Here is a 17090-nt window from a genome sequence, read left to right as displayed (position 1 = left end):
CGGGCGGACCTCAGGTGTCCCGCCCGCCGGGCGGCGCGGTCTGCAGCAGCTGGGGTGACGCGGCGAACCCGCGCCGCTCGTAGGCCGGCACGGCGCGTTCCGACGAATGCACGGTGACCCGCTCCAGCCCGAGCTCCGCGGCCAGCCGCAGGGCCGCGTCGATCAGCCGGCCGCCGAGGCCCTCGTCGCGGGCTTCCGGCACTACGTACACGCACTGCACGTCCCCCGAGGCCCGCGAGAACACCGCCGGCGCCGGCACGCGCGAGGTGATCGCCAGGAACGCCATCCCGATCACCCGGTCTTCGCGCACCAGGACCAGGCACCGGTGAGTGGCAGCGTTGGCCCGCGCCCAGGTGGCGAAGGCGCGTACGAACGCTTCGCGGCCGGCTTCGGGCAGGCCGTCGCGCTCGGCGACCCAGCGCCACCGCAGCCCGGCGACGGCTTCGAACTCGGCAGGGGCAGCGGGACGGACTTCGCACTTCGGCACCCGTCCATCTTGGCGCGTGCCGGCACTCCTCGGCCGCTGCGCGCCGCCCGCGTACGGACACGCCGAGGTCGGCCCGGTACGGCCGGTGCATTACGACGGTGGCACGATTCCCCCCGACCACTACCCGGTGCGGGCCGAGATCCACTACTGATCCCCTCTGTAGTGAACTCGGAATCCGCTCTGCGAGGAGGACCATGGCGACGCTGTCCGGCCGGACGAGGTTCCGCTATTCGCTCGGCTCGTTCGTCACCGGGTCCTTCGGCACGGTCCCCGGGCTCGTGCTGGTGAAGTACCTGACCGACACGATGGCCGTGCCCGCCGGCTGGGCCGCGGCGATCGTGTTCGTGCCCAAGGCCTGGGACGTCCTGTTCAACCCGATCGCGGGCCGGCTGTCCGACGCCGACCTGATCAAGACCGGCAGCCGGCGGCGCTTCCTGCTGATCGGCGGCATCGGCGTCGCGATCCTGTTCGCGGCGATGTTCGCCCACCCGGGGTTCGGCACCCCGCTGCCGGACGCGCTGTACGTGGCGATCACGTTCGCCCTCTGCGCCACGGCGTACGCGCTGTTCCAGGTGCCGTTCAACGCGCTGCCCGCCGAGCTGACCGAGTCGGCGACCGAGCGCACGAAACTCACCAGCGTCCGCATCGGCGTGCTGGCCGTGACGATCCTGATCTGCGGCGGCGGCGCCCCGGCGATCACCTCCGCGATCGAGGGCGTCGCCGGCTACCGCGTGATGGCCGTGGTGATCGGGCTGATCGTGCTGGCCGCGACGCTGCTCGTGTACTTCGGCCTCAAGGACGCGCCGGTCGGCTCGCTGCGGCCGAACACCGTGAACCTGAAGGAGCTCGTCCGCACGCTCGCCGGCTGGCGGCCGTTCCGCTGGCTGCTCGGCACGTACTTCATCCAGGCGCTGGGCATCGGCACGGTGCTCGCCGCGATCCCGTTCTTCGCGCAGCGCATCCTCGGCAACGACGGCTACGGCACGATCCTGTTCGTCATCTTCGTCGGCCCGGCGCTGGTCACCATGCCGCTGTGGCCGCGGCTGGGCGACCGGGTCGGCAAGCTGAACGGCTTCCGCCTGGCGACGGCGACGTTCGCGATCGGCCTGCTCGGCCTGGTCTTCGCCCAGGAGATCCCGCTGGTCGTGACGTTCGTCTTCGTCGCGCTGTGCGGCGTCGGGTACGCGGGGATTTCGGTGTTCCCGCTGGCCATCCTGCCGGACCTGATCACGGCGGAGGAGGAGCGCACCGGCGAGACCCGCGCCGGGATCGCGGCGGGCGTGTGGACCGCGGGGGAGACCCTGGGGCTCGCTTTCGGCGGTGGCCTGTGGGCGCTCATCCTCGCGTTCGGCGGTTACGTGTCCAGCACGGACGCCACGGCCGCCCAGCCGCACAGCGCGATCGTGGCGATCCTCGTCGGGGCGTCGATCGTGCCCGGCGTGCTGATCGCGCTGGCTCTGCCGCTGCTGCGGCGCAAGGTCCTGGAGCCGCGCCATGAACCCGCCTGAGGACGTCCTCGCGGCCCTGCGGGAGCTGCGCGCGGGGGACCTGCCGACGCACGGCGGCCGGACCCTGGCGTACGTCTACGACAGCGGGATGTCCGAAGTGGACTCCCTGGGGGCCGCCGCGCACGCGCTGGCGTCGTCGGCCAACGGCCTCGACCCGACGGCGTTCCCCAGCCTGCTGCGGATGGAGAACGACCTCGTTCTCGCGGCGTCTGCGTTGCTCGGCTCAGTGCCGGGTGTGGTCGGCTCGGTGACTTCCGGCGGCACGGAGTCGTGCCTGCTGGCGGTGCTCGCCGCCAGGGACGCGCACCCGGAGATCGCCTCGCCCTCGATCGTGCTGCCGACCACCGCGCACGCGGCGTTCCACAAGGCGGCGCACCTGTTCGGGCTGCGGCGGATCGACGTCCCGGTCGACCCGGTGACGTTCCGCGCGGACCCGGCGGCGATGGCGGCGGCGATCGATGATTCGACGGTCCTGGTGGTGGCGAGCGCGCCGTCGTACGCGCACGGCGTGCTCGACCCGATTTCCGAGATCGCGGCGGCGGCTCTCGAGCGTGGCGTCCGGATGCACGTCGACGCGTGCATCGGCGGCTGGGTGCTGCCGTACTTCGCGCGCCTCGGCGCCGACGTCCCGCCGTTCGACTTCCGCGTCCCCGGCGTCACGAGCATTTCGGTGGACCTGCACAAGTACGCGTACTGCCCGAAGGGGACTTCGGTGCTGCTGCACGCGTCGGCGGAGCTGCGGCGTTCGCACTACTTCGCGAGCGCGACCTGGCCGGGCTACACGATGCTGAACACGACGATCCAGAGCACGCGGTCGGGCGGTCCGCCGGCGGCGGCGTGGGCGGTGGTCCGGCACCTCGGCGAGGACGGCTACCTGCGCTTGGCGGCGTCCACACGGGAAGCGGTTTCCCGGATCCGGTCCGGCATCGGCGAGCTGCCCGGACTCCGCGTGCTGGGCGACCCGGTGTCGACGCTGATCGCGTTCACCGGCGACGACGGCTTCGACCTGTTCACGGTGGCGGACGAGATGAAGGTCCGCGGCTGGTACGTCCAGCCGCAGTTCGCGCACCTGGCGTCCCCGGTGAACCTGCACCTGACGGTGACGGCGGCGAACCACGGGAGCGAGAAGGAGTTCCTGACGGACCTGGCGGCTTCGGTCGACGCGGCCCGCGCGGCCGGTCCCGTGGTCATCGACGCCGCCGTGGCCGACTTCGTCGCGGCCCTCGACCCGGCGACCTTGACGTCCGACCAGTTCGCCGGCCTTCTCGCCGCGGCCGGCCTGGGCGGCGCTGCGGGGCTGCCGGACCGGATGGCGCCGATCAACGCCCTCCTCGCCACGGCACCCGCACCCCTCCGCGAACGCCTCCTGCTGGAATTCCTCGGCGCCCTCTACACCCCGTGACTTGGGCTACTGGTTGCGGGAAGCGAGGCCCGCGGGGGCGGACTCGACGGCCGCGTGGATCGCGTCTGCCAGCGCCAGCGCGTCTTCCTCGGTGAGTTCGAGGGCGACGCGGGCCGACGCGCCCAGCCCCGGGTTGCGGAAGTCGATGTTCACCGTGTGCCCGTAAGGCGCGTGGACCGGGTGGTCGACGTACACGGTTCCCTCGTTCAGGCGGAACCAGCCGCGAGCCCCCTTGCCGCTGCCTTCGAGCGCGAACTTCTCGGTCAGATACGTGCACATGAGCGGGGTCCTCTCAGGCGGTGAGCGTGCGGGAGTAGAAGTCGAAGATGCGTTCCCAGCCGTCCTTCGCGGCTTCGGGACGGTAGCTCGGGCGGTCGACGGAGAAGAACGAGTGGCCCGCGCCCGCGTAGGTGTGGAACTCGTGCTCCTTGCCCAGCTTCTCCAGCTCGGCCGCCAGGACCGCGACCTCGTCCGGGCCGGGGAACTGGTCGTCGGCGCCGAAGAGTCCCAGCAGCGGGCACGACAGCTGCGGTGCCAGGCCGAGCAGCGGCTTCATCTGCTTCATGGCCTCCGGCGGGTCGTTGACGACGAACGCGCCGTAGCAGTCGACCGCCGCGTCGAGGTCGAGCGAACAGCCGGAGAGGAACGCCTGCCGGCCGCCCGAGCAGTGCCCGATGACCCCGATGCGGCCGTTCGCGTTCTCGAGGGCGCGAAGGTAGTCCGCCGCGCCGGAGACGTCGCCGACGAGCCGGTCGTCCGGGACGCCGCCGGCCGCGCGGACCGTGGCGGCCGCGTCGTCCGGGTCGGCGCCCGGTGCTTCGCGCGTGTACAGGTTGGGGCAGAGCGCGTTGTAGCCTTCGACGGCGAAGCGGCGCACCATCTCCTTCGTCGCCGCGTCGTAGCCGGGCATGTGGTGGATCACCACGACGCCGCCGCGCGGTGTCGTGTCGGTCGGCTTGGCCAGGTAGGCCTCGAGCTCGTCACCGCCGTGGCCGGTGATGGTGACGGTCCCGGCGACGATCTCGTCGGTCATCGAAACTCCTTCGATCCCTCGGGGGTGTGGAAGTAGCGCTTGCCGCGTGAGGCCGAAGCCACCGCGGCGACGACGGCCATCACCGCGGCCGCCGTGAACACGACCACCAGGCCGTGGTGGAACGGCCCGGAAACCAGCTGGGGGAAGAAGTCCCCGCCGGTCAGGGCCGAGCGGTCGGCCGGGGCGAGCCCGGCCAGGACGTCCGGGCCGAGCAGGTGCCCGACCGGGTTGCTGCCGAGGAACGCCGCGAACAGCGTGCTGACCGGCGGCAGCTGGGCGACGCCGTCGGCGACGGACGCCGGGACGCCGTGGGCCTGCAACCCGCCGGTCAGCGTCTGCGGCAGCGAGGACGCCAGCCCGGCGATCATCAGCGAGAAGAACACGCCGATCGACAACGACGTCCCGGAGTTCTGGAACGTCGCCCGCATCCCGGACGCCACCCCGCGCTGCTCGGCCGGCACGCTGCTCATGATCGCCGAGGTGTTGGGCGCGGAGAACATGCCCTGGCCGATCCCGCTGACGACGAGCAGCGCGGCGAACGCCGGGTACGGGAAGTCCACCGGCAGCGCCAAGAGCCCGAGGAACGCCGCCGCGACCAGCAGCAGCCCGCCGGTGGAGAACAGCCGTGCCCCGAACCGGTCGGACAGGTAGCCCGACACCGGCCCGGCGATCAGGAACCCCACGGTGAGCGGCAGCAGGTAGATGCCCGCCCACAACGGCGTCTGCTCGTAGTCGAACCCGTGCAGGGGCAGCCAGATCCCCTGCAGCCAGATGATGAGCATGAACTGCAGGCCACCACGGGCGACCGACGTCAGCAACGCGGCGACGTTGCCCGCGGCGAACGCGCGGACCTTGAACAGGCCCAGCTGGAACATCGGCGCCGCGACCCGGGTCTCGATGACGCCGAACAGCAGGAGCAGCAGCACCCCGGCGCCGATCCCGCCGAGCACCCACGGGCTGCCCCAGCCGGTCGCGGCGCCGCCGTAGGGCTGGATGCCGTAGGTGATCGCGGCCAGCAGCACCGCGGTCCCGGCGGCGAAGGTGGCGTTGCCGCCCCAGTCGACCTTCGCGCGCTTCGGCGTGCCGACCTCACGGAGGCTGCGGATCGACCAGATCGTGCCGAGCAACCCGAACGGGACGCTCACCCAGAACACGGCGCGCCAGTCGATCTCGGCGAGCAGCCCGCCGGCGACCAGGCCGAGGAACTGCCCGGCCAGCGCGGTGATCTGGTTGACGCCGAGCGCCATCCCGCGTTGTTCGGTGGGGAAGGCATCGGTCAGGATGGCGGCCGAGTTCGCCGTCAGCATCGACCCGCCGACGGCCTGCACGACCCGCCAGCCGATCAGCCACAGCGCCCCGCCGCCGGCGTGGAACGGGTCGAACGACAGGGCCACCGACGCGGCACTGAAGACGACGAAGCCGAGGTTGTACATCTTGACCCGGCCGAACATGTCGCCGAGGCGCCCGAGCGTCACCACCAGCACGGCCTGCACCAGCAGGTAGCCGAGGATCATCCAGAGCAGGTAACCGATGTTGCCCGGGGCGAGCGGGTCGAGGCCGATGCCGCGGAAGATCGCCGGCAGCGAGATGGTGACGATCGAGCCGTCGAGCGCGGACATCAGCACGCCGAGCGTGGTGTTGGAGAGGGCGACCCACTTGTAGCGGCCGCTCGTGGCCGGCGGCGCGGTCACAGCTCGCCCGCCAGCCGCTCGATCAGCGGGATGGCGGTGACGAGCTCGCGCTGCTCGGCCGCCGTGAACTTCTCGGCCAGCGCGGTCGCCATCAGCTGGGTCGTACGCGAGCGCCGGTCGGTGAGCAGCTTGACCCCGGCCTCGGTGACCGACATCAGCACCTTGCGGCCGTCGGAGTCGTCCTTGCGCCGCTCGACGAGCCCGCGGTCGACGAGCCCGGCGAGCGTGACCCCCATGGCCTGTGGTTTGACGCGTTCCAGGTCGGCCAGGCACCCCGGCGTGGCCGGACCCTCGCGGTCGAGCCGGGAGAGCACCGAACGTTCGGGCAGGGTCAGCTCGCCGACGACGTACCCCTGCCGCAGCCGCCGGATCAGCCGCCCCAGGGCGACGCGCAGGTCGGTGCTCGCCTGGAGCAGCTCCTCGTCCGTCACGATCGTCAACCTAGGCTGATAAACCTGGGTTGATCAACTCGGACGTTCGCCCGCTATCGGGTGAGCCGGGAGCTTTCGCTCAGTGGACGTGGACCGGACCCCAGTCCGGGAACGGATCCGGTCCGGTCGCATCTCCCAGGCAGTCCCGCAACGCGGCCAGCAGTGCCTCCCCGGCGAGGTCGACGCCGATGAACACCAGTTCCTGGCGCGGCTCGTCCGCCACGCCCTGAGGCTCGAACCGGGCCACCGTCCCCGCCTGGGACCACAGGCCGGTCACCCCGGGCCGGGACGCCAGCGCGAAGAACCCCTTGGACCGCACCACGGTCCCGAACTCACCGGAGTCCAGCCGCCGGGCGACGAAGTCCCACAGGGCCGCCGGGTCGAACGCCCGCGAGGCGCGGAAGACCACGCTGGAGATGCCGTACTCCTCGGTCTCCGGCACGTGGTCGCCGTTCAGCTCGGCGACCCAGCCTGGTGCTTCCTGGGCCTTCACCGCGTCGTACCGGCCGGTGCCGAAGACCCGGTCGAGGGGCACCTCGCCGAAGCTGCCCGTGACGACGTCGGCGGCCGGGTTGAGCCGCCGCAGCGTCGCCACCAGGCGGTCCACCTCCGGAGGCGGAACCAGGTCGGTCTTGTTCAGCAAGAGCACGTCGGCGAACTCGACCTGGTCCACCAGCAGGTCGCTGACCGTCCGCTCGTCGTCTTCGTACTGGTCCAGCCGGCGCTCCACGAGGGAGTCGCCGGCCGCCAGTTCCCGCGCGAAGTTCGCCGCGTCCACGACCGTCACCATCGTGTCGAGACGGGCGACCGAGTCGAGGAAGGTGAACGTCGCCGCCACCGGCATCGGCTCGGAGATCCCGCTCGACTCGATCAGCACGTGGTCGAAGCGGCCCTCGGCGCAGAGCCGGGACACCTCCTCCAGGAGGTCCTCCCGCAGGGTGCAGCAGATGCACCCGTTGGTCAGCTCGACGAGACGCTCCCGCGAGCGCACGAGCGCCGCGTCGATGTTGACCTCGCTCATGTCGTTGACGATCACCGCCACCCGCATCCCCGACCGGTCGGCGAGGATGCGGTTGAGCAGCGTCGTCTTGCCGGCGCCGAGGAAGCCGGACAGGACGGTGACCGGGACGGTCATGCGTGGAAGTGCCGCATCAGCCGGCGCGGGACCAGCTGGACCTCGCCGTCGACCTTGATCGGAACCAGGTCCGGCACCGCCGCTTTCCACCGCGCGCGCCGGGACCGGGTGTTGCTGCGCGACTTCCTGCGCTTCGGGACGGCCATCAGCGCGTGCCCCGCTTCCCGTAGCGGCGGTGGAACTTCTCGACCTGACCGGCGCTGTCCATGATCCGCTGGGTGCCGGTCCAGAACGGGTGCGACCACGAGCTGATGTCGACCACGACCAGGGGGTAGGTCCGGCCGTCGGACCACTCGATCGTCTTGTCCGAGGTGATGGTGGAGCGGGTCAGGAACGCGTCGCCGGTGGACGAGTCCTTGAACACCACGGGGTGGTAGTCGGGGTGGATGCCTGTCTTCACTGGTCTTCCTTTCGGTTCACCGCGGTCGCGTCATGCCGCGCCGGGTCGGTTTCGGTGTCCTCGCACGGTTCTTCGTGCCAGTCGCCGAACGGGTCGGGGTAGCGCTGCCACACCTCCGGGCCGGCGGCCAGTTCTTCTTCGGTGAGTAAAGCGCCGCGCAGGGCCGCGTCGATCTCGTCGGGCGTTGTCTGGTCCGTCACCACGACGAGCTCCTGCGCGCGGTCGCCGTGCACGGGGTGCCAGCGCAGCGACGCCAGGGTGCGGCGCTCGGCGGAGACGTCCGTCCATTCCGGACCGTCCGGCGCCGCGAGCCACGGTCCGGCGTGGCCGATGCCCAGGCCGCCGCCGGCCGACTCGATCCAGAACGCGATGTCGGGCCGGCTCGCCACCCAAGCCCGCCCGCGGGTGCGGACGACACCGTCGAGCAGCACGTCGAGCGCGTCGTGGAGCCGTTCGGGGTGGAACGGCCGTTGGGCGGTGAAGGTGACCAGCCCGATGCCGCAGTCGACGTGCACGGGCGGTTCGCCGCGCAGCAGCGCGCCGTGCATGTCGGTGACCTCGCCGCGGCGGGCGTCCTCCGGCACGGCGTCGAGCACGCTGTGCCCGTCGATCCGCGACAGTTCGACCCGCGGGACCGACGGCGCGACCCGGTCGAGGACCGCGGACGCCTTCGCGGCGGTCCACGCGTCGCCGGCCGCGCCGGCCAGCACGAGGACGTCGGCGAACTCGACCTGGGACAGCGCGACCTGGGCGACGGTCCGCTCGTCCTCCGGACTGGCCTGCAGGTTCCGCTCGGCGAGGACGTCGTCGCCGGTCGCGTCGGAGAGGAAGGTCGCGCAGTCCACGACGGTGAGCACCGCGCGGAGGTCGACGTCGTCGCCGACCGGGTGGTCGCCGACCAGGACGTCCCGGATCGCCCAGCTGACCGGCTCCGGCTCCATGGCCTCGTCGAGCCGGACGACGATCCGGCGGACCTGAGGCATGCGGGCGAGGTGCCGCAGCAGGGGAAGCAGGTCCTCGCGCAGGGTGCAGGACACGCACCCGTGCGCCAGCTCCAGCACGGTGAGCTGGTCGCGCTGTTCCAGCCGGAGCCGGCGGCGGACCACGCCGGAGTGGATCTCGCGCAGGTCGTGGTGGACGACGGCGGTGCCGGGCCCGGCGACGCGCAGCAGTTCGGCGAGTTCGGCGTTCGGTCCCGGGGCGAGGCCGCTCACGAGGACGAGCGGGACGCGGGGGTGAGGGGTCACGAGTGCTCCAGGAATACGGGCGGGGTACGGTGCGTAGAGTAAATGAAAACGACAACCACTATCAACTCGGGAGGGTCCGTGTCCGCCGTGTGCCAGGTCACCGGCCGCAAGCCGGGCTTCGGCAAGCAGGTCTCGCACTCGCACCGCCGTACGTCGCGGCGCTGGGAGCCGAACCTGCAGAACCGCCGGTATTTCGTGCCCAGTGAGGGCCGCTGGGTGCGCCTGCGGGTTTCCGTCAAGGGCATGAAGACGATCGACAAGCGCGGCATCGAGGCCGTCGTGGCCGAGCTGAAGGCAAGGGGAGTGAAGCTGTAATGGCGAAGAGCACCGACGTCCGGCCGATCATCAAGCTGCGGTCGACCGCGGGCACCGGCTACACGTACGTCACGAAGAAGAACCGGCGGAACGACCCCGACCGGATGGTCCTGCGCAAGTACGACCCGGTCGCGCGCAAGCACGTCGAGTTCAAGGAAGAACGCTGATGGCCAAGAAGTCCAAGATCGCGAAGAACGAGCAGCGGAAGGTGATCGCGGCGCGGTACGTCGACCGCCGGCGCGCGCTGAAGGCCGTCATCGCCTCGCCGTCGTCATCGCCGGAGGAGAAGGGCGAAGCGGTCGTCGCGCTGCAGAAGCTGCCGCGCGACGCGAGCCCGACGCGCATCCGCAACCGCGACGCCGCCGACGGACGTCCGCGGGGCTACCTGCGGAAGTTCCGGCTGTCGCGCGTCAAGATGCGCCAAGCCGCGCACCGCGGCGAGCTGCCCGGCGTCGCGAAGTCGAGCTGGTGAGCCGGATGCCGAAGCCGAACCGCGACCGTCCCGCCAAGCGCAAGGTGAACCTGTTGCGCGCCAACAAGGTCACCGAGGTCGACTGGAAGGACGTCGACCTGCTGCGCAAGTTCGTCTCCGACCGCGGCAAGATCCGCGCCCGCCGCGTCACCGGATTGACGCCGCAGCAACAGAAACAGGTTGCCACGGCGATCAAGAACGCGCGCGAGATGGCCCTGCTGCCGTACCCGGCGTCGGGTCGCGCGAGCTGAACTCCGGCCGCCGGGCGGGTCACGCCCGGCGGCCGGCAGTCCGGTCGGCCACCGCCGCCACGCCGACCGCCGGCGCCGGCGGTGGGGCGCTCGCGCGCGGCCGGGCGCCGGCGCCCGGGTGACCGCGTCCGGCCTCGCGTGGCCGGTCTTCGGCGTGGCGTGACCCACGCTGGGCTGGCGCGCGGGTGAACCGTCAATAAACTCCCGCCCATGGACGACCCGCACTACCTCTCCGGCCTCCAGCTCACGGGCCGCCGCGTCGTGCTGTTCGGCGGCGGCTCGGTCGCCCAGCGGCGGCTGCCCCGGCTCATCGGCGCGGGTGCCCGCGTCGAACTGGTGTCGCCGCACACGACGCCGTCGGTGCAGGGGATGGTGGACGCGGGCGAGCTGGTCTGGCATCGGCGCCGCTACACCGAGGGCGACCTCCGCGACGCTTGGTACGCGCTGGCCTGCACGAACGACCCCGACGTGAACGCGGCGATCTGCGCCGAGGCCGAGCGCGAGCGGGTCTTTTGCGTCCGCGCCGACGAAGGCGAGTCGGGTTCCGCGGTGACCCCGGCGTCCGGCCGTCACGGCGGGCTGCTGTTCGGCGTCCTCTCCGGCGGCGAGCCGCTGCGCTCGGCCGCGGTCCGCGACTCGATGCTCGACGGCCTGCACAACGGCACGATCGAGGACGGCCGGCAGCCGCACCCCGAGGGCAGCCTCCCCGGCGTCGCGCTGGTCGGCGGCGGTCCCGGCGATCCCGAGCTGATCACCGTCCGCGGCCGCCGGCTGCTCTCGCGCGCGGACGTCGTGGTCGTCGACCGGCTGGCGCCGCGCGAGCTGCTCGACGAGCTCGCCCCCGAGGTCGAGATCGTCGACGCGGCCAAGATCCCCTACGGCCGCGCGGCCAGCCAGGACGTCATCAACAGCACGCTGATCGAGAAGGCCAAGGAAGGCAAGTTCGTCGTCCGGCTCAAGGGCGGCGACCCGTACCTGTTCGGCCGCGGCTTCGAAGAGGTGCTGGCCTGCGCCGAGGCGGGCGTCCCGGTGACGATGGTCCCGGGCATCACGAGCGCGTTCGCGGTCCCCGCGGTGGCGGACGTCCCGGTGACCCACCGCGGCGTCGCGCACGAGGTCGTGGTGGTCTCCGGCCACGTCGCGCCGGGCGACGACCGGTCCCTGGTCGACTGGGAGCTGCTGGCCCGCCTGCGGGGGACGATCGTGCTGATGATGGGCGTGGAGCGATTGCCGCAGTTCGCGAAGGCGCTGCTGGACGGCGGCCGCCCGGCGGACACCCCGGTGGCCATCGTCGAGGACGGCACGATGCGCACCCAGCGCACCCTCCGGTCCACTCTGGACGCGGTGGTCACCGACGCGGCGGCCTCGGGCGTCCGGCCGCCGGCGATCATCGTGATCGGCCCGGTGGCCGGCCTGGCCCCGGTTCGGCCCGCGTAGGGGACAGCCGGCCGGCGGCGGCCAGGATCGCGTCGGCGACTTCGGCGAGCGGGCGGCGACCGTCGACGACGATCGTCGCCCCGAGCTGCCGGTAGGCGGCCTCGGCACCCGCATTGGCTTCGAGGGCCGCAGCCAGCTCCTCCGGGTGCTTGCCGAAGGAGTTCGACGTGCGGGTCAGGAGCCGGTCCCGGAGCGTGTCGTCGTCGACCGTCAGGCAGACCACGAGGTCGAAGAGGTCCAGCAGGTCCGCGTCGTTCTCGGCGGATCCACAGAAGAACGCGATGTCCTCGCGAGCTCTCGCCGCGAGGGACTCGACCTCGGCGCGGCTGGTCTCCCACCCGAAGCGGTCGAGCCAGCCCGCCGGCACCGGATCAGGGGGATCGGCGACCACCTGTCCGCTCGTCCGGTCCACCCAGTGGTTGTAGCCCTCCCAGTCCGCGTCGACCGCGAGCTTCCCCTGGCTCTTCAGGAACACGCAGACCGCCGACTTGCCGGTCCCGGAGTTGCCGGTCACCCACACCAAAGGCACGGGCGGAGCATCTCAGTCTTCGTAGCAGCTCGCGGCGAAATCGCGGATCGCGTCCGACAGCCGGGTCGGGTCGAGGCGCAGCTCGACCGGGCTGCGCGCCTGGACGAACTCCGCGGCCGGCATGTCGATCGCCAGGGTGTCCGCGTCGCCGAACGGGTGGATCGGGTCGCCCTGGTGGCCGATCACCAGTGTCCGCGTCGCGATCTTGCGGCGCACCGACTTCGGTGGCGCGATCCGGCCGAACAGCACCCCGTGCAGCAGCGCCGCCATCGGCGCCGGCCGCTGGGACAGCGTGTCCGTGACGACGTCGACCCACTGGTTGCCGTGCGGGACCAGGGACGCCGCCAGCGCCACCGCCTGGACCGTCACCGGCAGGAACCGGGCCGCCATCAGCAGCGGCGCGAACGTGATCAGCCCCGCGACGATCGCATTGTCCAGCACCGGCATCTCGACGATCAGCCCGCGGGCCCGTTCCGGAGCCTGCACCGCGACCTCGAGGGAGACGTTCGCACCGAGCGACGTCCCGCCGATCACGGCGGTGCCGACCTCGAGGTGGTCGAGCAGCGCCAGGGTCTGCTCGGCGAACGAGGGCATCGAGTAGAGCCACGACTCGGTCGGCCGGTCGGAGTCACCGTGGCCCAGCAGGTCGAGCGTGACCACCCGGAACCCGGCCCGGGCCAGCCGGCGCGCGAGCGGGGCGTGCATCCGGCGGGTCAGCATGATGCCGTGGGTGAGGACGACGACCCGGTCGCCGCTGCCGAACTCCGTGTACCAGAGCCGGTGGCCTTCGTGGTCGAAGGAACCGGTCAGCTCGATCGGGCGGGACTCGCGCCGGGCGGGCGCGGCCGCGGGCTCCGGCTCGATCAGGGTCGCGCTGCTCGCCGGGCTCATGTCCCACCGTCCTCCCCGTGTCGCGGTCACCTACGTCCAGGAAAACATCCCCTGATCACCTTGGCACAGTGACCATGGCATCAATTGACAACGCGCCAATGGCGGCTCGTCGCGGGCATGGGTCAAGATGACCCCATGACCGCTACTGCTGACAGTCTGCCCGACCTCGTCTCCCTGAAGGTCGACGTCGACGGCCCCGTGGCCGAAGTGACGCTCCTCGGCCCGTCGAAGGGCAACGCGATGGGGCCGGACTTCTGGCGCGAGCTGCCGCTGGTCTTCCGCACGCTGGACGCCGACCCGCAGGTCAGGGCCGTGGTGCTGACCGGCAGCGGGGCGCACTTCTCCTACGGTCTCGACCTGCCGGCGATGATGGGCGACTGGGCACCGATGCTGGGCGGGGACAACCTGGCCGGGCCGCGGACGGCGTTCCTCGACCAGGTCCGGTCGCTGCAGGCGGCGGTCAGCTCGATCGCGGACTGCCGCAAACCGGTCATCGCGGCTGTTTCGGGCTGGTGCATCGGCGGCGGGGTCGACGTGGTCGCGGCCGCCGACATCCGCCTGGCCAGCGCCGACGCCAAGTTCAGCGTCCGCGAGGTGCGCGTTGCCATCGTGGCCGACCTCGGCAGCCTCCAGCGGCTCGCCTCGATCATCGGCGAAGGCCACCTGCGCGAGCTCGCGCTGACCGGCAAGGACATCGACGCCGCGCGGGCCGAGAAGATCGGCCTCGTCAACGACGTCCACGCCGACCAGGACGCGCTGCTGAAGGCCGCGCGGGAACTCGCCGGGGAGATCGCTGCGAACCCGCCGCTCGTGGTGCAGGGTACGAAGCAGGTACTGGCGGCGAACACCGAGCGCCAGGTCGCCGACGGCCTCCGGTACGTCGCGGCGTGGAACTCGGCGTTCCTGCCCAGCAAGGACCTCGGCGAAGCGGTCCAGGCCTTTATGGAGCGCCGGAAGCCGGAGTTCAAGGGCGAATAGCAAGGAGGCAGCAGGGTGAGCAACGGCGCTTCGGAAGTCCACCACGCGTTCCGCGTGGCCCGGGACTACCTGCAGACCCACCGCGAGGACTACGACACGGCCTACCGTGACTTCGCGTGGCCGGAGTTCGACGAGTTCAACTGGGCGATCGACTGGTTCGACGTCGTCGCGCACGACCCGGACAACGCCGAGCGGTACGCGCTGTGGATCGTCGAGGAGGACGGCACCGAGAACCGCTGGACCTACCCGGAGCTGTCCGGCCGGTCCAACCAGGTGGCGAACTGGCTGCGGAGCCTCGGCGTCCGCCGCGGCGACCGGCTGATCCTCATGCTGGGCAACCAGGGCGAGCTGTGGGAGACCATCCTCGCGGCGATCAAGCTCGGTGCCGTGATCATCCCCGCGTCCACCCTGCTCGGGCCGGCCGACCTGACCGACCGCGTGGAGCGCGGCGCGGCCAAGCACGTCGTGGTCCGCTCGGTGGACGCGGAGAAGTTCGCGGACGTCGAGGGCGGTTACACGCGGATCGCGGTGGGGGAGCCGGTCGAGGGCTGGCGGCCGTACTCGGAGGCGTTCGCCCAGTCGCCGGAGTTCGCCCCGGACGGCCCGACGAAGGCCGCCGACCCGCTGCTGCTCTACTTCACCTCCGGCACGACGGCGAAGCCGAAACTGGTGCAGCACACCCACGTCTCGTACCCGGTGGGCCACCTGTCCACGATGTACTGGATCGGGCTGGAGCCGGGTGACGTCCACCTGAACATCTCCTCGCCCGGCTGGGCGAAACACGCGTGGAGCAACTTCTTCGCCCCGTTCAACGCCGAGGCGACGGTGTTCCTCTACAACTACCAGCGGTTCGACGCGAACGCGCTGATGGCCCAGATGGACCGGTGCGGCGTCACGAGCTTCTGCGCGCCGCCGACGGTGTGGCGGATGCTGATCCAAGCGGACCTGACGGCGCTGAAGACGCCGCCGAAGAAGGTCGTCGGGGCGGGGGAGCCGCTCAACCCCGAGGTGATCGAGCAGGTCCGGAAGTCGTGGGGCGTCACGATCCGCGACGGCTTCGGCCAGACCGAGAGCAGCGTCCAGATCGCGAACACGCCCGGCCAGGACGTCGTGCCCGGCTCGATGGGCCGCCCGCTGCCCGGGTTCGTGGTGGCGCTGGTCGACCCGGTCAGCGGCGAACGGGCGTCGGAGGGCGAGATCTGCCTCGACCTCCAGCACCGCCCGGTGGGCCTGATGACCGGCTACACCGGCGACGACGAGCGCACGTCGGCGGCGTTCAGCGGCGGTTTCTACCACACAGGTGACGTCGGTTCGGTCGACGAGCGCGGCTACATCACCTACGTCGGGCGCACGGACGACGTGTTCAAGGCGTCGGACTACCGGATCTCGCCGTTCGAGCTGGAGAGCGTGCTGATCGAACACGAGGCGGTGGCCGAGGCGGCGGTGGTCCCCGCGCCGGACCCGATCCGGCTCGCGGTGCCCAAGGCGTACGTCGTACTGGCCGCCGGCCACGGGCCGACGCCGGAGACGGCGAAGGCGATCCTCGCGTACTGCCGCGAGCACCTGGCGCCCTACAAGCGGATCCGCCGGCTCGAATTCGCGGAGCTGCCCAAGACGGTCTCGGGCAAGATTCGCCGCGTCGAGCTACGCGGCCGCGAGAGCGATCCGGCGCGCGGCGCGGGCACGGAGTTCCGTGAAGAGGACTTCCCGGACCTGAAGTCCTGACCCCGGCCCCGGGCGCCCCAAGGTGGCCTTGGGGCGCTCGGGGCCGGGTCTCAGGCGCGGGTGCCCTCGACCTGGCGGCCGTCCTCCGTCGAGCAGGCCGTCACCGGGTCGTTCGGGCCGCTGCCGCACGTCCACTCGTCGAGGACGATCGGGCCCGGGCCGTCGGCGGAGGCCGCGTCGGCCGGGGTCAGCTTCGCGAAGTAGTCCTTCAGCAGCTTCGTCGCCGCGGCGCAGTCGACCTGGCCGTGCGCGACGACCGCCGTCTTCGCGCCGCCCGTGCCGGTGACGTCGCCGCACGGCACGCCCGGCGCCGTCGACCCGGCCGCTGCGGCTTCGGCGGGGACGGGCGCGGGGGCAGCCGCGGACGGCGCCGCGGGCGCCGGGTCTCCGCCGCAGCCGGCCAGCACGGCGGAGGCGGCGACGAGCAGCAGGGGATAGGCGAGTGTCTTCATGGGCCCTTCAGGAGCGGAAAACGGATCGGGAGAGGTCACTCGGACGGCACGACGGCGGCGAAGACCGTCTGCTCGCCCTTCGTGCAGGTGGTGCCGCCCTGGGCGGCGGGCGGTCCGGACGTGCACAGCCAGCCGTCGACGGTCTCGTTCACCGCGTCGTTCGAGCCGGCGCCCTGGCGCCCGGCGATCGTGCGGTGGAAGTCGCCGACGAGCTTCGTCGCCGCGACGCAGCTGACACCGGCCGAACCGCTGTCGAACACGTAGAGCGTCAGCCCGCTGGCGGCGGTCACGGTGCCGCACGACCCCGGGACCGACGGCGGCGCGCCGGACGGCTTCGGCACCGGCGGGGGCGCCGGGGAGCTGCCGTCGGCGGGTGGTGGAGGCGGCGTGCCGGTGGACGACGCCGGCGCGGAGGTGGTGGCCGCCGGGGAAGACGAGGACGGCGGTGCCTGGGCGGCCGGCTCGCCGGAGCAGGCCGCGAGCGCGGGCACGGCGAGGCAGGCGGCGAGCAACGGCCGCCACGTCCTCGTGGTGGTCGGGTGGGGCACCGCGATCGTTCCTCCCCGGTCAGGCTGGCCCGGTCATCCTGGCCCATCCGGGCCGGGGCCCCGTGGACCGGCTCGCCCACAGGTGTGCGGCAGATTACTCCAGCCGGGTCGCGGCCCGGCCCGGTGGCCACCAAAGCACCGTCCACAATGGACAATTA

Annotated in this window: 23 protein-coding genes; 10 read left to right on the top strand and 13 right to left on the bottom strand. The window is 72.0% G+C overall.

Annotated elements, in window-relative coordinates:
* Positions 1 to 10: 10 nt before the first annotated feature.
* The gene (locus ACZ4TR_RS10760) at positions 11 to 487 is read right to left on the bottom strand and encodes a GNAT family N-acetyltransferase (RefSeq protein WP_465286818.1); all 477 of its coding nucleotides are present in this window, start codon (positions 485 to 487) and stop codon (positions 11 to 13) included.
* Between the two features lie 16 nt (positions 488 to 503).
* Between ACZ4TR_RS10760 and ACZ4TR_RS10755 the strand changes: the two genes are divergently transcribed.
* Genes ACZ4TR_RS10755 through ACZ4TR_RS10745 form a run of 3 tightly spaced genes read left to right on the top strand, consistent with a single transcriptional unit; the run spans position 504 to position 3397 of the window.
* Positions 504 to 638 carry a hypothetical protein gene (locus ACZ4TR_RS10755; RefSeq protein ID WP_465286817.1) on the top strand — a complete coding sequence of 45 codons (135 nt, stop codon included), beginning with the start codon at positions 504 to 506 and terminating at the stop codon, positions 636 to 638.
* A 43-nt stretch (positions 639 to 681) separates the two neighbouring features.
* Entirely contained in the window at positions 682 to 1995 is a 1314-nt protein-coding gene (locus tag ACZ4TR_RS10750) for an MFS transporter (RefSeq protein ID WP_364519534.1), read from the top strand.
* On the top strand, positions 1982 to 3397 hold the full coding sequence (locus ACZ4TR_RS10745; RefSeq protein ID WP_465286816.1) for a pyridoxal phosphate-dependent decarboxylase family protein: 1416 nt from the start codon (positions 1982 to 1984) through the stop codon (positions 3395 to 3397). Before ACZ4TR_RS10750 ends, ACZ4TR_RS10745 begins: the two co-directional genes overlap by 14 nt.
* Before the next feature lie 6 nt (positions 3398 to 3403).
* Here ACZ4TR_RS10745 and ACZ4TR_RS10740 read toward each other — a convergent pair whose 3' ends face one another.
* The 8 genes from ACZ4TR_RS10740 to mrf form a co-directional block, all read right to left on the bottom strand.
* Complete coding sequence (locus ACZ4TR_RS10740) at positions 3404 to 3676, bottom strand: DUF6295 family protein (RefSeq protein WP_465286815.1); 273 nt, start codon at positions 3674 to 3676, stop codon at positions 3404 to 3406.
* Between the two features lie 13 nt (positions 3677 to 3689).
* Positions 3690 to 4430 (bottom strand): dienelactone hydrolase family protein, encoded by a 741-nt coding sequence (locus tag ACZ4TR_RS10735; RefSeq protein WP_465286814.1) that lies wholly within the window; start codon positions 4428 to 4430, stop codon positions 3690 to 3692.
* Positions 4427 to 6121: an MFS transporter gene (locus ACZ4TR_RS10730; RefSeq protein WP_465286813.1), complete on the bottom strand. Its 1695-nt coding sequence runs from the start codon at positions 6119 to 6121 to the stop codon at positions 4427 to 4429. Before ACZ4TR_RS10730 ends, ACZ4TR_RS10735 begins: the two co-directional genes overlap by 4 nt.
* On the bottom strand, positions 6118 to 6552 hold the full coding sequence (locus ACZ4TR_RS10725; protein WP_465286812.1) for a MarR family winged helix-turn-helix transcriptional regulator: 435 nt from the start codon (positions 6550 to 6552) through the stop codon (positions 6118 to 6120). Before ACZ4TR_RS10725 ends, ACZ4TR_RS10730 begins: the two co-directional genes overlap by 4 nt.
* 79 nt (positions 6553 to 6631) lie before the next feature.
* A complete protein-coding gene (locus ACZ4TR_RS10720; RefSeq protein WP_465286811.1) occupies positions 6632 to 7687 on the bottom strand; it encodes a GTP-binding protein in 1056 nt (351 codons plus the stop codon).
* Positions 7684 to 7833: a 50S ribosomal protein L32 gene (gene rpmF, locus ACZ4TR_RS10715; protein WP_465286810.1), complete on the bottom strand. Its 150-nt coding sequence runs from the start codon at positions 7831 to 7833 to the stop codon at positions 7684 to 7686. The genes ACZ4TR_RS10720 and rpmF overlap by 4 nt, the downstream gene beginning before the upstream one ends.
* Entirely contained in the window at positions 7833 to 8087 is a 255-nt protein-coding gene (locus tag ACZ4TR_RS10710; RefSeq protein WP_465286809.1) for a type B 50S ribosomal protein L31, read from the bottom strand. The genes rpmF and ACZ4TR_RS10710 overlap by 1 nt, the downstream gene beginning before the upstream one ends.
* On the bottom strand, positions 8084 to 9334 hold the full coding sequence (mrf, locus tag ACZ4TR_RS10705; protein WP_465286808.1) for a ribosome hibernation factor-recruiting GTPase MRF: 1251 nt from the start codon (positions 9332 to 9334) through the stop codon (positions 8084 to 8086). The genes ACZ4TR_RS10710 and mrf overlap by 4 nt, the downstream gene beginning before the upstream one ends.
* Before the next feature lie 78 nt (positions 9335 to 9412).
* On the opposite strand from mrf, the gene rpmB reads away from it, so the two are divergent.
* From rpmB to cobA, 5 genes are all read left to right on the top strand, one after another.
* Positions 9413 to 9649 (top strand): 50S ribosomal protein L28, encoded by a 237-nt coding sequence (gene rpmB, locus ACZ4TR_RS10700; protein WP_086678645.1) that lies wholly within the window; start codon positions 9413 to 9415, stop codon positions 9647 to 9649.
* Complete coding sequence (gene rpmG, locus ACZ4TR_RS10695) at positions 9649 to 9816, top strand: 50S ribosomal protein L33 (protein ID WP_003091682.1); 168 nt, start codon at positions 9649 to 9651, stop codon at positions 9814 to 9816. Before rpmB ends, rpmG begins: the two co-directional genes overlap by 1 nt.
* Positions 9816 to 10121 (top strand): 30S ribosomal protein S14, encoded by a 306-nt coding sequence (gene rpsN / locus ACZ4TR_RS10690; RefSeq protein WP_465286807.1) that lies wholly within the window; start codon positions 9816 to 9818, stop codon positions 10119 to 10121. Before rpmG ends, rpsN begins: the two co-directional genes overlap by 1 nt.
* Positions 10118 to 10372, top strand: coding sequence for a 30S ribosomal protein S18 (rpsR, locus tag ACZ4TR_RS10685; RefSeq protein ID WP_465286806.1), 255 nt, complete (start codon positions 10118 to 10120; stop codon positions 10370 to 10372). The genes rpsN and rpsR overlap by 4 nt, the downstream gene beginning before the upstream one ends.
* Positions 10373 to 10582: 210 nt before the next feature.
* Entirely contained in the window at positions 10583 to 11809 is a 1227-nt protein-coding gene (gene cobA, locus ACZ4TR_RS10680; protein WP_465286805.1) for a uroporphyrinogen-III C-methyltransferase, read from the top strand.
* Here the strand turns inward: cobA and ACZ4TR_RS10675 are convergent.
* Both ACZ4TR_RS10675 and ACZ4TR_RS10670 read right to left on the bottom strand, forming a co-directional pair.
* Positions 11760 to 12338: a DEAD/DEAH box helicase family protein gene (locus ACZ4TR_RS10675; RefSeq protein ID WP_465286804.1), complete on the bottom strand. Its 579-nt coding sequence runs from the start codon at positions 12336 to 12338 to the stop codon at positions 11760 to 11762. The two genes, cobA and ACZ4TR_RS10675, sit on opposite strands and share 50 nt — an antisense overlap.
* A 12-nt stretch (positions 12339 to 12350) precedes the next feature.
* Positions 12351 to 13229 carry an alpha/beta fold hydrolase gene (locus ACZ4TR_RS10670; protein WP_465286803.1) on the bottom strand — a complete coding sequence of 293 codons (879 nt, stop codon included), beginning with the start codon at positions 13227 to 13229 and terminating at the stop codon, positions 12351 to 12353.
* Positions 13230 to 13364: 135 nt separating this feature from the next.
* Between ACZ4TR_RS10670 and ACZ4TR_RS10665 the strand changes: the two genes are divergently transcribed.
* Positions 13365 to 14207: a crotonase/enoyl-CoA hydratase family protein gene (locus ACZ4TR_RS10665; RefSeq protein WP_465286802.1), complete on the top strand. Its 843-nt coding sequence runs from the start codon at positions 13365 to 13367 to the stop codon at positions 14205 to 14207.
* A gap of 15 nt (positions 14208 to 14222) precedes the next feature.
* Positions 14223 to 15932: an AMP-binding protein gene (locus tag ACZ4TR_RS10660; protein ID WP_465286801.1), complete on the top strand. Its 1710-nt coding sequence runs from the start codon at positions 14223 to 14225 to the stop codon at positions 15930 to 15932.
* A gap of 50 nt (positions 15933 to 15982) precedes the next feature.
* Here the strand turns inward: ACZ4TR_RS10660 and ACZ4TR_RS10655 are convergent, their stop codons facing one another.
* Both ACZ4TR_RS10655 and ACZ4TR_RS10650 read right to left on the bottom strand, forming a co-directional pair.
* Complete coding sequence (locus ACZ4TR_RS10655; RefSeq protein WP_364528425.1) at positions 15983 to 16384, bottom strand: hypothetical protein; 402 nt, start codon at positions 16382 to 16384, stop codon at positions 15983 to 15985.
* A gap of 35 nt (positions 16385 to 16419) precedes the next feature.
* A complete protein-coding gene (locus ACZ4TR_RS10650) occupies positions 16420 to 16932 on the bottom strand; it encodes a hypothetical protein (protein WP_465286800.1) in 513 nt (170 codons plus the stop codon).
* Between the last annotated feature and the right edge of the window lie 158 nt (positions 16933 to 17090).

It is taken from the genome of Amycolatopsis sp. NPDC028719 (assembly GCF_055565395.1).
Note: the sequence above shows the minus strand (reverse complement) of the source record. Positions and strands in the feature narration are given on the sequence as shown.

What these genes read in the sequence shown, in the direction of transcription:
- ACZ4TR_RS10750 (WP_364519534.1), top strand. Translation starts at nt 682, where the DNA reads ATGGCGACGCTGTCCGGCCGGACGAGGTTCCGCTATTCGCTCGGCTCG.
- ACZ4TR_RS10735 (WP_465286814.1), bottom strand. Translation starts at nt 4,430, where the DNA reads ATGACCGACGAGATCGTCGCCGGGACCGTCACCATCACCGGCCACGGC.
- rpsN (WP_465286807.1), top strand. Translation starts at nt 9,816, where the DNA reads ATGGCCAAGAAGTCCAAGATCGCGAAGAACGAGCAGCGGAAGGTGATC.
- rpmG (WP_003091682.1), top strand. Translation starts at nt 9,649, where the DNA reads ATGGCGAAGAGCACCGACGTCCGGCCGATCATCAAGCTGCGGTCGACC.
- ACZ4TR_RS10740 (WP_465286815.1), bottom strand. Translation starts at nt 3,676, where the DNA reads ATGTGCACGTATCTGACCGAGAAGTTCGCGCTCGAAGGCAGCGGCAAG.
- ACZ4TR_RS10655 (WP_364528425.1), bottom strand. Translation starts at nt 16,384, where the DNA reads ATGAAGACACTCGCCTATCCCCTGCTGCTCGTCGCCGCCTCCGCCGTG.
- ACZ4TR_RS10720 (WP_465286811.1), bottom strand. Translation starts at nt 7,687, where the DNA reads ATGACCGTCCCGGTCACCGTCCTGTCCGGCTTCCTCGGCGCCGGCAAG.
- ACZ4TR_RS10745 (WP_465286816.1), top strand. Translation starts at nt 1,982, where the DNA reads ATGAACCCGCCTGAGGACGTCCTCGCGGCCCTGCGGGAGCTGCGCGCG.
- cobA (WP_465286805.1), top strand. Translation starts at nt 10,583, where the DNA reads ATGGACGACCCGCACTACCTCTCCGGCCTCCAGCTCACGGGCCGCCGC.
- ACZ4TR_RS10670 (WP_465286803.1), bottom strand. Translation starts at nt 13,229, where the DNA reads ATGAGCCCGGCGAGCAGCGCGACCCTGATCGAGCCGGAGCCCGCGGCC.
- rpmF (WP_465286810.1), bottom strand. Translation starts at nt 7,833, where the DNA reads ATGGCCGTCCCGAAGCGCAGGAAGTCGCGCAGCAACACCCGGTCCCGG.
- ACZ4TR_RS10665 (WP_465286802.1), top strand. Translation starts at nt 13,365, where the DNA reads ATGACCGCTACTGCTGACAGTCTGCCCGACCTCGTCTCCCTGAAGGTC.